Raw genomic sequence first — 14070 nt, forward strand, 5'->3', positions numbered from 1 at the left:
GTATCAACTCTTTTTACATTCATAAGGGAAGAAGCACGAAACTATGAGAACATATGTGCTACAATAAATGACAAAGAGGTGAGAAAGGTGACTGAATTTAACGCATATATCGGTCGTGCGGGAACTGGAAAATCCCATGCGATGTTAGACGAAATCAAACAAAAAATGAAACAAGATCCTTTAGGTGATCCGATTATTATCATTGCGCCGACGCAAAGTACATTCCAAATTGAACAAGACTTTGTGAAAGATCCAGAGTTAAACGGGAGTTTACGTGCAGAAGTCCTTCACTTTGAACGACTCAGTCATAGAATCTTTCAAGAAATCGGTGGTCTGACAGAAGATTACGTTTCAAAAGGTGCTATGGAAATGATGGTCTTTGATATCTTGCAAGACCAACGTAAATCATTAAATTTATACCAATCGCAAGTTAAGTATTATGGTTTCAGTTCTAAATTGACAGAACAAATCCAAGACTTTAAAAAGTATGCGGTCACACCTGACCAATTAGATTTATTTATCGCTGAAAATCAGCTTCAACCGAGAACACAAGATAAGCTGCATGATATTGCGTTAGTTTATCATCATTTAGAAGAACGATTAAAAGGCAACTTTGTTTCTTCAGAAGATACACTTTATAAGTTTGTAGAATGTATGGAAAACTCTGAGTGGTTAAAACATGCTGAGATATACATAGATGGTTTCCATAACTTCTCAACACTTGAGTATTTAATGATTGAAACATTAGTTAAACATGCCAAGTCTGTAAATGTTTTACTGACAACTGATGGCAATAAAGACCCATTTAGTTTATTTAGAAAGACATCATCTGTATTAACGCATTTAGAAGAGATTGCGTATCGATTAAATATTAACTTGAACCAACGTCTGTTTACGACACAATATCGTTTCGACAATTCAGATTTAAACCAATTAGAAACACAATTTGACGCACTTCAAGTTAATCCGCAACCAAACAATGGACACGTTAATATTTTAGAAGCTTCTAATGTACGTGAAGAAGTGAATGCGATTGCGCGAGATATTATTCGTAAAGCACGTGAAGAAAATATTCGCTTCCAAGACGTCGCTATTCTCTACCGTGATGAAGCCTACGCGCATTTAATGGAAAGTGTCATGCCTGAATACGATATTCCATTTAATATTGATACAAAAAAATCTATGACGCATCATCCAGTGATGGAGATGCTACGTTCACTCATTGAAGTTATCGAAACAAAATGGAGTTTTGAACCATTGATGCGCTTATTTAAAACACAAGTGCTGACACGTAAATACGAAGATAGCCGTTACCTTACAGATATCTTAGAAAACTTTGTCTTAGAAAGAGGTATTTATGGAAAGCGTTGGATAGATGACAGCTACTTCAAAATCGAACAATTTAATCAAATGGGCTTAAAGCGCCAACCGATGACAGAAGAAACAGAAGAAGTGTATCGTCGTGTCATTGATTTAAAAGATTTTGTGATGCATCATATTTTAAAATTTGAACAAGCTTTAAGTGAAGCACATACCGCAGTAGAATTTGCGGCTGCTTTCTATAAAGTATGCGAAGCCTTTAATTTACCGAGTCAATTAATGACTGAACGTGATGAGTTGGATTTAGCAGGCAAACATCAACAAGCTGAAGAACTTGATCAAGTTTGGAATGGTTTGATTCAAACATTAGATGATCTTGCGACAGTCTTTGGAGATACTGAAATGTCACAAAAACGCTTCTTAGAATTATTCGATGTCGGCTTAGAACAATTAGAATTTGTGATGATTCCACAAACTTTAGACCAAGTGTCTATCGGTACGATGGACTTAGCAAAAGTAGATAATAAAACGCATGTCTATATTGTGGGTATGAATGATGGCATTATGCCCCAAGCGATCTCTAATTCAAGCTTAATCAGTGATGAAGAGAAAAAATACTTCCAAGAAGAAACGCAATTAGAACTGAGTCCGACAGCAGATATCTTACAAATGGATGAAGCCTTTGTGTGCTATATTGCGATGACACGTGCAACTACTTATGTGACATTTTCATACAGCTTAATGGGCTTAAATAATGATGAAAAAGAAGCAAGTCCATTTATCCAAAGTATCAAAGATTTATATACGAATTTAGAGGTACAAAATATCGCCTTTATTGCACAACAAAATCCATTAACGTTAATGGAACACCCACATCAAACAAAAATCAATCTATTTGAAGCTCTTCAAAGTTGGTTGCATCATGAATTAACCGCAGAGTCTTGGTTAGATGCGTATCAAGCAATGCTGCATCACGATAAACTGAAACAAGGTTTAAACTATCTGACATCTGCATTGACGTATGATAATAAAACCGTACAACTGAATGAAACACAAACAAAAGATTTGTATGGGTCAACTATTAATGCCAGTGTATCGCGTTTTGAAGGTTACCAAAATTGTCCGTTCAAACACTATGCTTCTCATGGTTTACGCTTGAACGAACGTACAAAATATAAACTAGAGAACTTTGATTTAGGAGATATCTTCCATGCAGTTTTAAAATATATTGCGGATAAAGTTCAAGGGGATTTCAAAAACCTGACAAATCAACAGATACGTCAATTAACAACAGAAGCTTTAGAACAAATATTGCCGACAGTGCAATACAATCTATTGAATTCTACTGCGCATTATCGTTATATGTCTCAACGTATCGGTGCGATTGTTCAATCTACATTGACTGCGTTGAAATACCAAGGCAGTTTCTCTAAATTCAGACCTCAAGCGTTTGAAAAATCATTTAGAAGAAAACCGAAAAATCCAGATCAGCTTCAAGCAGAAGCGTTATATACTACACAAGGCATACCGATTAATATCCGTGGCCAAATCGACCGTATTGACACGTATACGAACCAAGACCGCAGTTTTGTGAATATTATCGACTACAAGTCATCAGAAGGCAGTTCAGAATTAGATTTAACTAAAGTGTATTATGGACTCCAAATGCAGATGATGACGTATATGGATGTCGTGCTTCAAAATAAAGAAAGACTAAACTTAGCAGCACAAACTGAACCTGGCGGCTTACTTTATTTCCATGTCCATGAACCACGTGTAAAGTTCTCAAATTGGGCAGATATTGATGAAGAGAAACGTCAAAAAGAATTATTGAAATCCTTTAGATTAAGCGGCTTGGTCAACAATGATCCAGATGTGATTGAGGCAGAAGATTCACGCTTAGAACCTCAATTTACTTCTGATATTGTTCCGTTGAATATGTTGAAAAGCGGCGCATTAGGTAAAAGCAATCCAGTCGCAGATACAGATACAATTTATAAATTTATTGAACATAATAAACAGAACTTCACACAAATTGCGTCTGATATTATGGATGGCCATACGGAGGTCGCTCCGATGAAATATGATCAAAAATTACCGTGTCGTTTTTGTAATTATCGTTCCGTGTGTCATGTGGACGGCATGATTGACAGTAAACGTTATCGTACAGTAGATGAAACGATTAACCCGATAGAATTATTGAAAGTAGCATCAGAAGAAGAGGAGGATGACGCATGATACCAGAAAAACCGAATGATGTGATTTGGACAGACGGCCAATGGAAAAGTATTTACGCGAAAGGCCAAGATACTTTAGTAGCAGCTGCAGCGGGTTCTGGTAAAACGGCTGTATTGGTTGAAAGAATTATTCAACGTATCTTACGTGATGAGGTTGATGTTGACCGTTTATTAGTTGTGACGTTTACCAATTTAAGTGCACGTGAGATGAAGCACCGCGTCGAACAACGTATCCAACAAGCATCTTTAGAAAATCCAAGTAATACACACTTGAAAAATCAACGCGTTAAAATTCATCAAGCTCAAATTTCGACGTTGCATAGTTTTTGTTTAAAACTTATCCAGCAACATTATGATGTGCTAGAAATTGATCCGAATTTCAGAACCAGCAGCGAGGCTGAAAACATCTTACTCTTAGAACAAACTATAGATGAAGTGTTAGAACAATATTATGATGCGTTAGATCCAGCCTTTATTGATTTAACAGAACATTTATCTTCTGATAGAAGTGATGACAAGTTCAGAAAAATCATTAAGAATCTGTATTATTTCTCATTTGCGAATCCACAACCGATGGCTTGGCTGTCATCATTAGTGGAGCCTTATAACAATACTGACACTCAAGATGAGTACTTGGCCTTATTAATCAATATTGCGAAAGTCTATATGTATACGGCACTTGAAAATTTAAATAAGAGTTACGACTTATACCATGAATTCGCAGGTGTTGAAAAACATTTAGAAGTGGTTGAAGGTGAGCGTGCGTTTTTAGCACGTGCTATGGAAGGGGATGTTTTAAATACTGAGTTAATCAGTGAACATCAATTGCCAAAGCGTTTTCCAAGTATTACCAAGAAGCTTAAAGAAGCGAATGAAGGCTTTGAAGACGGCCTAAAACTCGCGAAATCATATTATGATGACTATAAAGCAGCAGTTGAGAAAGTGAAAAAAGATTATTTCTCACGTTCAGCAGAAGATTTAAAAGCAGATATGCAGACGCTAGCACCTAGAGTAGCGGTATTAGCACAAATTACACAAGATGTGATTGAACAGTTCAGCCTCAAAAAGCGTAGTCGTAATATCTTAGATTTCTCTGACTATGAACACTTTGCGTTGCAAATTTTAATGGATGAAGCAGGGAATCCGACTGAAATTGCATGTCATTACCGTGACCGCTTCGACGAAATCTTAGTGGACGAGTATCAAGATACCAACCGCGTACAAGAACAGATTTTAAGTTGTTTGAAACGCGGCGACGAAACAAATGGCAACCTCTTCATGGTTGGTGACGTGAAACAATCGATTTATAAGTTCAGACAAGCGGATCCTAGTTTGTTTATTGAAAAATACAATCGTTTCAATATAGATGGCAGTTCTGGCATGCGCATTGATTTATCGCAAAACTTCCGTTCTAGACCTGAAGTATTATCTACAACCAACTATTTGTTTAAGCATATGATGGATGAAGCAGTCGGTGAGATTGTTTACGATGAAGCGGCACAATTGTATTTCGGTGCACCGTTTGATGATAGACCGCATCCATTACATTTAAATGTTTTAGTAGAAGAAGCAGAATCTGAACTTACAGGTGATGAACAAGAAGCGGAATATATTGCAGATCAAGTTGAAACCATTTTAAATCAACATGAAGTCTATGACATTAAGAACAAGACTTATCGTAAACCGACGTATAAAGATATTGTGATTTTAGAGCGTGGATATAGTCGTTCTCGTGCATTGCAGCAGGTGTTTAAAGACCGAGATATTCCGTTTCATGTAAATAGTAAAGAAGGGTACTTTGAACAAACTGAAGTCAGACTGGTCTTATCTTTCTTAAGAACGGTAGATAACCCGCTTCAAGACATCTATTTAGTCGGTCTGATGCGTTCTGTTATCTATCAATTTACAGAAGATGAACTCGCAAGTATTCGTATTGTCAGTCCGAATGATGATTATTTCTATCAATCGATTCAGCATTATATGCAGAGTGAAGAAGCGGATGTGCGCTTAGTTCAAAAACTTCAAGGCTTCTTAGATGATTTAGCATTTTATCAAGCGTTCAGTTTAAAACATCCGGTCTATCAATTGATTGACCGCTTCTACAATGATCGCTTTGTGATTCAATATTTCAGTGGTTTAATCGGCGGTAAAGGCAGACGTGCAAACCTTTATGGTTTATTCAATAAAGCTGTAGAATTCGAGAAATCCAGCTTCAGAGGACTCTTCCAGTTTATTCGATTTATTGATGAATTAATTGAAAGAGGTCAAGACTTCGGTGAAGAGAATGTCGTTGGTCCGAATGATGATGTGGTACGTATGATGACCATTCACTCTAGTAAAGGTTTAGAGTTCCCATTTGTGATTTATTCTGGATTAAGTAAACAGTTTAATAAACAGGATTTAAGTCAACCAGTGATTTTAAATCAAAAATACGGATTAGGTTTGACTTACTTTGATACTGAACTAGATATCACGTTCCCATCACTTGCCTCTGTGACACTTAAAGCCATTAATGAAAATGAAATCATTTCTGAAGAAATGCGTTTAATGTATGTAGCCTTAACAAGAGCCAAAGAGCAATTATTCTTAATTGGACGTGTGAAGAGCGAACAAGCATTAGATAAAATGGTTGGTACAGCAATTGCAGGAGATAAATTGCCTGTTAGTTACCGTTTGAGTGCGAAAACGCCATTTGAACTGATTTATCCGATTTATGCGAAATATCAATCTCACAGTATTACTAATGATTTGAAGTTTGAACAAGATATTAATGATTTAGCATTACCGCTTCAACCTAAAGTAGAAATTCAAATCGATGATTATGGTGATATCAAACCAGATGAAACAGAAGAAGACAAAGAGGATTATCGTACGGTGGCAGATATTATTGATTATCAGTCTGGTCAACCAGAAGTAGAACGTCAAATTGAACAACAATTAGCGTTTGAATATCCATATCAAAAAGATATGGTCAAACCGACGAAACAATCTGTATCTGAATTGAAACGTCAGTTAGAAACAGAAGAAAGCGGCACAAGTTATGAACGTGTCCGCCAATACCGTTTAGGTGCTTCGACTTATGAACGTCCACAATTTTTACGTCAACATCAAAAACGTAAAGCTAATGAAATCGGAACATTGATGCATACAGTGATGCAGCATTTACCGTTTAAAACTGAGCGTATGACTGAAGATGAATTAGATCAATATATTGATCATTTGATTGAGAAGAATATTATCGAAGATGATGCGAAACAAGACATTCGTATGAAAGAAGTTGTTAAATTCATCAATAGTGATCTTTATATGAAGATTGCGCAAAGTGATCAGATTATGCGCGAAGTACCTTTTGTGGTTAACCAAAGTAAAGTTGATCACGAAATGGATCAAAATGAAGATGTTTCTATTATCCAAGGGATGATTGACTTGATTTACCGACAAGATAATCAGTATTACTTTGTGGACTATAAAACTGACGCCTTTAACCAACGAAAAAGTGAAACAGATGAAGAAGTCGGCGAAAAATTAAAAGCGCATTATAAAGTACAAATGTACTATTATCAAGCCGCACTTGAGACGATTTTAAACACGAAAGTCAAAGGTTCGCTGTATTTCTTCCAATACGGTGAATTAAGATTAGATGACACTTCGCATTAATTCCAAATGGACAGGGTAGAGATAATTAAGAGGATTAGACGTTTAGTTTGTATTTTCATATTATCACTCCCTATATTTGGAAGTGTTTATTAAATATTTGTTATTTTTCTGAAAATACAGTTATAATGTAAATTAAGATTGAGATGAGGAGCTGATATTGAATGAAATTTTTATCATTCAAATATAATGATGAAACATCGTATGGTGTGAAAGTAAAACGTGAAGAAGCAGCTTGGGATTTAAGAAAAGTTTTCGCAGATTTTGGTGAAGGCGACTTCCATCCTAAGACTTTATTAGGAGGTTTAGAACAAAACCATACATTAGATTTCCAAGAGCAAGTGCGTAAAGCAGTTGTCGCAGCAACAGATAGTCCAAATTCAGAAGACTATAAAGTACAATTTGCAGACTTAGAATTTTTACCACCTGTGACACCGCCGAACAATGTGATTGCATTCGGACGTAACTATAAAGAGCATGCGGATGAATTGAATCATAGTGTAGAACGCTTATACGTGTTCACTAAAGCAGCATCATCTTTAACAGGTGATGAATCAACAATTCCTAACCATAAAGATATTACAGATACATTGGATTATGAAGGTGAATTAGGGGTTGTTATCGGTAAATCAGGCGAGAAAATTCCTAAAGGTTTAGCATTAGACTATGTATACGGTTATACAATCATTAACGATATCACAGACCGTACAGCACAACGTCAACAAGACCAAGCCTTTTTATCTAAAAGCTTAACTGGAGGTTGCCCTATGGGTCCTTATATCGTTACTAAAGATGAATTACCGACACCTGAAGACGTAAATATTGTCACAAAAGTAAACAATGAAATTCGTCAAGATGGCAATACAAGTCAAATGATTCTTAAAATTGATGAATTGATCGCAGAAATCTCTAAATTTGTTGCTTTACACCCAGGTGATATCATTGCGACAGGTACACCATCAGGTGTTGGGGCAGGTATGAATCCACCTCAATATTTACAACCTGGTGATGAAGTTAAAGTTACAATCGATAATATCGGTACTTTAACTAACTTTATCTCTAAAGAAGAAGAGTAATTAATTATCATCATGCTTTTTAATTAAGCATATTATTATAATAAAGCCCGAGTTGAAATGAATTTGTTTCAACTCGGGTCTTTTAATATCCAAAATAGAAAAATTAATTTTCACTTAAAGTTTAAAAGCAATAAGAAAAGCTCATCACATGTAGTGACGAGCTTTAAATAGTTTATTAATTACCAATACCGAATAGGCTTGAGATTGGTCCTTCTGGTAAGATAATGCCTAATGCCATTGTGATAATGATTAGAACAATTGTACCCCAGAATAAACCTGTGTGTGAAACTGAACGTTCTTTACGGATTAATGTCACTTCCATTAAAGCAACAACTGCGATACCGCAAATCATTTTTAATGTGAGTAACATATGTGCACTACCTGTTGCAGTAGCGAATTCTACAACAACTTGCCACACACCACTGAATAAGATCAGTACTAAGAACAAACGTAATGCCATGTGCAACGGTTTGTAAGCTTTCTTAGGTGCACCGGGTGATTTAAAACTGAAATAAGCTGCGATAAATAAAATGATCCCGATGACCCAGCTGAAAATGTGTAAATGTAACATGTAATTTCCCCATTTCTTCAATATTCCGTATCTATGATAACATATAACCTTAGCTTAATTATAATGATTATAATTATTTTTAATTTATTTTTGAATACTTGATGGTTTTATGGATTTTCTCTAAATAATATATATTATTTAGATTGCGCTTTATAACCCACCATATTAATAATATCTTTAGGTGAACTATAAGGCGGCGCATAAGCTGGTTCAAATTCAGTTAGTTCATCAATGGTCATATTGTTTTGCATGGTCATAGATAGTACATCAATACGTTTATCTGCACCTGCTTTACCGACTGCGGCAGCGCGTAAAATACGACGTGTATCTTTGTCGAAATAGACACGTAAATGGACACGTTCTGCGCCAGGGAAGTAGCTGGCATGGTTGTATTGTTCATTTTCAGTCATACCATAATTAAAGTGTTTCAATTCGTTTGGTGAGATACCGACACTCGTTAAAGTATAATCAAAGAATTTCACCGCATTTGCGCCTAAGAAGCCTTTAAATGGCGGAGCACTGTCTAAAGCGATATGTTGTGCTACAATGCTGGCAGCACGATGTGCACCCCAAGCTAGCGGTACACGTGTTGGTAAGTCAACATGACGATAATAGTAAGAGGCAATGTCGCCAATCGCATAAATGTCTTCAAAGTTCGTTTGGAAGTATGCGTTGACTGGGACATAACCATCGTCATCTAATTTGATGTCAGTACCTTTAAATGATTCATTGTTCGGTACAATACCGAGCCCTTCAATAATCATGTCGAAGTCTTCTTGTTTACCTGATTTGAAGTGCACCGTTTTACCCTCTACAGTGTCAATTTCTTCATTGAGTCGATAATCAATTTTGCGTTCATCCATCGCATCGAAAATCACTTGGTTCATATCTTGATCCATGAATTTATTGACTTTATCTGAGCGGTGGATTAATACCGTTTCTAAACCGTGATGATATAAGTTTTCTAAGACTTCTAATGAAATGTAGCCGGCACCGACAATCAGCACCTTTTTAACATTATTTTGTTTAATGTAGTTTTCAATCGCATCTGTATCTTCTAGGTTACGTAGTGTAAAGGCCATATCAGTGTCCAGTGGGAGTGAGTTTGCGCGACAACCTGGACTTAAAATTAATTTATCGTAATTGTCTGTGAATGTTTCGCCAGTCTCTCTGTTTTTGACTGTCACTTCTTTTTTAGAAGGATCAACATGTGTGACTTCGTGATAGACATGTGCATCGATATCTTTTTGTTCTTTTAAACCTTCAGGTGTGTAATTGAGCAATTGCGAACGATCTGGAATAATACCGCCTAAATAATAGGGAAGACCACAGTTCGCAAAAGTCACATCGCGATCTTTCTCATACACCGTTATCTTATAGTCTGAATTTAATCGGCGTAATTGGCTTGCGACTGTTGCGCCGCCAGCGACACCGCCGACAATAATAATATGTGTCATGTTTTTACCTCCAATATGATGTAATAAAAAAACAAGGTTGATACAAAGTGTCATAATAGATTGTCTTTAAAACACTTGCAAACCTTGAATTGATAAGATTTATATTAACAAGAATGCACGTTTGCGTTTTCTTGATAAGGAATATTTAAACTGAAAAAGTCATTTAAATAACGGCCGATACCGTCTTGGTTGTTAGAATAAGTTGTTTCTTTTGCGATGTGTTTCAGTTCATCTAAGCCGTTATCCATCGCTACGCCATGTTTCGCGTATTTAATCATTTCGGTATCGTTATCTTCGTCGCCGAAAGCGATAATGTGATTACGGTCTACACCGAGTGCATCTTTCACACTATCAATTCCTCTCGCTTTACTTATACCCCGTTTAACAATCTCTATAACTGGGAATGGCGCACCCCAGCGGCGATGTTCAATACTTTCTGCGAAGAAACGTGACAACATTTGTTTTACTCTTGGAATCATATGCTCTTCGGCTTCGATTAAAATAGAAGTCGGTGATTCATTTAATTGGCTGACGATATCTCCAGTCTCAATTTTAGGATTGCCCATAGAGAAACCTTCGAATAGATGTTCATCGTACGTATCGATAAAGACATGGTCTTTTACTTCTGCGATAATATTTTTTACCTGCATATTACGTAATGCGTCAATAATACTTGAGGCCAAGTCTGGATCCAATGTTTCATGTGTGACAGGGAAGTCAGCATCTGTCGGATTATGCACATAGGCACCATTGAAGTTGACAATCGGCGTATTTAAGCCTAATTGGTCATAATAAGGGCGGCTGGCTCTGAAAGGTCTGCCTGTCGCAATCATGATATGGTGGCCTTGTTCTTTTAACGTTTGTAAAACTTTAAATGTATATGGTGAAATTTCTTTTTCATCGTTTAATAATGTTCCGTCTAAATCTAAACAAATTAAATAAGGTTCCATAGTATAATCTCCTTGTGCTTAAGTTGATAAATAAATCTAAATGCGGTTTGACGCATGAAATGGATGAATTGAGTATAAACACTGCTCAATCTCCTTATATGAAACATTGTCTATAAATAGGCTGATTCATTTTTTGTGAATGTATTCCTATAATAGCATTTTATTGGAGTTTTGTCGGATATTTGATATATTGATAATAACCATAATTGCATAAAAGAGGTGAATATAATGGATGAAGCATTAAAAGATAATATCTTAGGTGCATTAGAAAACGTAATTGACCCTGAGCTCGGCATTGATATCGTCAACTTAGGTTTAGTATATAAAGTCAATCTCGAAGACGATGGTTTATGTAAAGTAGAGATGACACTAACATCAATGGGTTGTCCTTTAGGACCGCAAATTATTGAACAAATCAAAATGGCACTTGCAGAAATTCCAGAAATTCAAGATACTGAAGTGAATGTTGTTTGGAATCCGCCATGGAATAAAGATATGATGTCACGCTATGCGAAAATCGCTTTAGGCGTGAGCTAAGAGATATCATGCCAATGATATAAGAAATGAAACGACTTATTTGTTTAAAGCTAATGAAAAATAGCTGAAGACGATAAGTCGTTTTTTTATCCCGAATTGTACTTGTTCACAAAATTGTTATAAATGAGTTGTGCGACTCATGCTAAATAAAAGATTTATTCAAATAACTATAAAATATCTTGATATTGCAAGAATATTACATTAATATTACAATTGGTAATTATGACACTCACGTGTTCTGTCACATACATAGAGCACAATGAACCACGCAAAATCTTAAATCAGAAAGAAAGGTAAATGCATGACTAATTTGAAACGCAGTTCAGCTCAGAACAGTGCATCACCTGAAAAACCTAAAAAAATGAACTATATGCCTGGTTTAGATGGGTTAAGAGCAATTGCTGTGCTCGGTATTCTTATCTACCATTTAAATAAACAATGGCTTTCAGGCGGATTTCTTGGTGTAGATACGTTCTTTGTTATTTCTGGATATTTAATCACAAGTCTTTTATTAATAGAACATCATCAAACAGGAACGATCAGTTTAAAGCGCTTCTGGTACAGACGTATTAAACGTTTGATTCCAGCAATGTTATTTGTGGTCAGTGTAACTACGATATTCACGTTGTTATTCCAAAGAGATGAAATACTTCGTGTTAAACAAGATGCGATTGCGGCTATTTTTTACGTCTCTAACTGGTGGTATATCGCTAAAGATGTCAATTATTTCGACCAATTTTCATTTGAACCTTTAAAACATTTATGGTCTCTTGCGATTGAAGAACAATTCTATTTATTCTTTCCTTTAGTTTTGATTTTATTACTGGCTAAAGTTAAGAAACATAAACAAATTGTATTGATATTTTGGATTATCTCATTAGCTTCATTATTAGCAATGGTGTGGATTACACATCCTGGCATGAACTTCTCGCGTGTGTACTTCGGTACAGATACACGCTTGCAAACGTTATTACTCGGTGTCATTCTTGCATTTTTATGGCCGCCGAACCGTTTGAGAAAAGATCCACCACTTGCGGTACGTATGTCAGTTGATTTGATGGGAGTTATCTCATTAGCAATTTTAATGACTTTATTTGTCGTTGTAGAAGACCAAAGTTACTGGATTTATAACGGTGGTTTCTACTTGATTTCAGGGATTACACTCTTCTTAATTGCAAGTGTGGTACACCCGAGCGGCTTATTAGCACGCTTTATGGGCAATCCATTATTTGTATATATCGGACAACGCTCATATAGTTTATATTTATGGCATTTCCCAATTATCGTATTATTGCATCGCTACTTTGTAGCAGGACAAATTCCAGTATGGGTATATGTCGTAGATGTTGTTTTAACATTCATTATGGCCGAAGTGTCTTATCGTTATGTTGAAACACCATTTAGAAAACAAGGCTTTAAAATGTTGTCATTTAGAACGAAATCAAAACGTATTTGGGTTCATTGGCTGGCATTATTAGTCATTGCGATTCCGTTTGCGGTAATTTTAGCAGGTGTCTTTGATCATTACGGTAAAGATAAAACTGCGGATAAAGCGACTCAATTCAATACAAATTCAATTGATAAATATGTGGTACGCCCAGTGCCGTATGGCAAAATTGATTTCTTAGGCAATGGCGGCGGTAAGCAGCCAGAAGAACAAGTTGAAGTATACAATAAAGTGAAACCTTTATTAATCGGTGACTCTGTTATGGTTGATATTGGTGAACGCTTTAAAGAACAAGTACCGCATTCAGTCATTGATGGTAAAGTGGGACGTAATATGTACCAAGCTAAACCATTAATCGAACAAAATTACAGTCACTATAATAAAAAAGGCGACCAAGTCATTATTGAATTAGGTACGAATGGTGACTTCAATAAAGAACAATTAGATGATGTCATCGCATCATTCGGTAAAGCGGACATCTATTTAGTCAACACACGTGTGCCGCGTTCTTATGAAGGACACGTTAACCAATTGATGAAAGAAGCGGCTAAAGAACATAAAAACGTTAAACTCGTAGATTGGTATAAACGTTCTGCAGGACATCCTGAATACTTCGCATATGACGGTATTCATTTAGAATATCCAGGTGTTAAAGCATTATCTGATGAAATCATTAAAACAATGGGTCTCAGTAAAAAAGACAAATAAATAGAAACGAATACAAGAACTGAAATCAGAAAATGAACGCTGATTTCAGTTCTTTCTTATATTTAGAGTGAGTTTGTTATAGGTAAAAGTTTTGTGGTAAAGCATATGAGGAA

The 14070-nt window shown here is 36.0% G+C and carries 8 protein-coding genes; 5 read left to right on the top strand and 3 right to left on the bottom strand.

The features are described from left to right. Positions 1–87 precede the first annotated feature (87 nt). The 3 genes from addB (at position 88) to CD112_RS10400 (ending at position 8287) form a co-directional block, all read left to right on the top strand. A complete protein-coding gene (gene addB, locus CD112_RS10390) occupies positions 88–3558 on the top strand; it encodes a helicase-exonuclease AddAB subunit AddB (protein ID WP_103364268.1) in 3471 nt (1156 codons plus the stop codon). Beyond that, positions 3555–7214: a helicase-exonuclease AddAB subunit AddA gene (gene addA, locus CD112_RS10395; protein WP_103364269.1), complete on the top strand. Its 3660-nt coding sequence runs from the start codon at positions 3555–3557 to the stop codon at positions 7212–7214. The genes addB and addA overlap by 4 nt, the downstream gene beginning before the upstream one ends. Before the next feature lie 161 nt (positions 7215–7375). Continuing rightward, entirely contained in the window at positions 7376–8287 is a 912-nt protein-coding gene (locus CD112_RS10400; RefSeq protein ID WP_103364270.1) for a fumarylacetoacetate hydrolase family protein, read from the top strand. Positions 8288–8462: 175 nt separating this feature from the next. Here CD112_RS10400 and CD112_RS10405 read toward each other — a convergent pair whose 3' ends face one another. The 3 genes from CD112_RS10405 to CD112_RS10415 all read right to left on the bottom strand — a co-directional run bounded on the left by CD112_RS10405 (position 8463) and on the right by CD112_RS10415 (position 11265). Further along, positions 8463–8858 carry a YisL family protein gene (locus CD112_RS10405; RefSeq protein WP_002481876.1) on the bottom strand — a complete coding sequence of 132 codons (396 nt, stop codon included), beginning with the start codon at positions 8856–8858 and terminating at the stop codon, positions 8463–8465. Positions 8859–8992: 134 nt separating this feature from the next. After that, the gene (locus tag CD112_RS10410; RefSeq protein ID WP_103364271.1) at positions 8993–10315 is read right to left on the bottom strand and encodes a CoA-disulfide reductase; all 1323 of its coding nucleotides are present in this window, start codon (positions 10313–10315) and stop codon (positions 8993–8995) included. 104 nt (positions 10316–10419) lie between these two features. Next, a complete protein-coding gene (locus tag CD112_RS10415) occupies positions 10420–11265 on the bottom strand; it encodes a Cof-type HAD-IIB family hydrolase (protein WP_002481878.1) in 846 nt (281 codons plus the stop codon). A gap of 228 nt (positions 11266–11493) precedes the next feature. On the opposite strand from CD112_RS10415, the gene CD112_RS10420 reads away from it, so the two are divergent. After that, on the top strand, positions 11494–11802 hold the full coding sequence (locus tag CD112_RS10420) for a metal-sulfur cluster assembly factor (RefSeq protein WP_002481879.1): 309 nt from the start codon (positions 11494–11496) through the stop codon (positions 11800–11802). A gap of 301 nt (positions 11803–12103) precedes the next feature. Next, on the top strand, positions 12104–13957 hold the full coding sequence (locus CD112_RS10425) for an acyltransferase family protein (RefSeq protein ID WP_023015798.1): 1854 nt from the start codon (positions 12104–12106) through the stop codon (positions 13955–13957). The last annotated feature ends 113 nt before the right edge of the window (positions 13958–14070 follow it).

Origin of the sequence: Staphylococcus simulans (assembly GCF_002902285.1) — a bacterium.
Lineage (GTDB): Bacteria > Bacillota > Bacilli > Staphylococcales > Staphylococcaceae > Staphylococcus > Staphylococcus simulans.

Excerpts from the sequence above, each read along its gene's own strand:
- CD112_RS10415 (WP_002481878.1), bottom strand. The coding sequence starts at position 11,265 with ATGGAACCTTATTTAATTTGTTTAGATTTAGACGGAACATTATTAAAC.
- CD112_RS10410 (WP_103364271.1), bottom strand. The coding sequence starts at position 10,315 with ATGACACATATTATTATTGTCGGCGGTGTCGCTGGCGGCGCAACAGTC.
- CD112_RS10405 (WP_002481876.1), bottom strand. The coding sequence starts at position 8,858 with ATGTTACATTTACACATTTTCAGCTGGGTCATCGGGATCATTTTATTT.
- CD112_RS10400 (WP_103364270.1), top strand. The coding sequence starts at position 7,376 with ATGAAATTTTTATCATTCAAATATAATGATGAAACATCGTATGGTGTG.
- CD112_RS10425 (WP_023015798.1), top strand. The coding sequence starts at position 12,104 with ATGACTAATTTGAAACGCAGTTCAGCTCAGAACAGTGCATCACCTGAA.
- addA (WP_103364269.1), top strand. The coding sequence starts at position 3,555 with ATGATACCAGAAAAACCGAATGATGTGATTTGGACAGACGGCCAATGG.
- CD112_RS10420 (WP_002481879.1), top strand. The coding sequence starts at position 11,494 with ATGGATGAAGCATTAAAAGATAATATCTTAGGTGCATTAGAAAACGTA.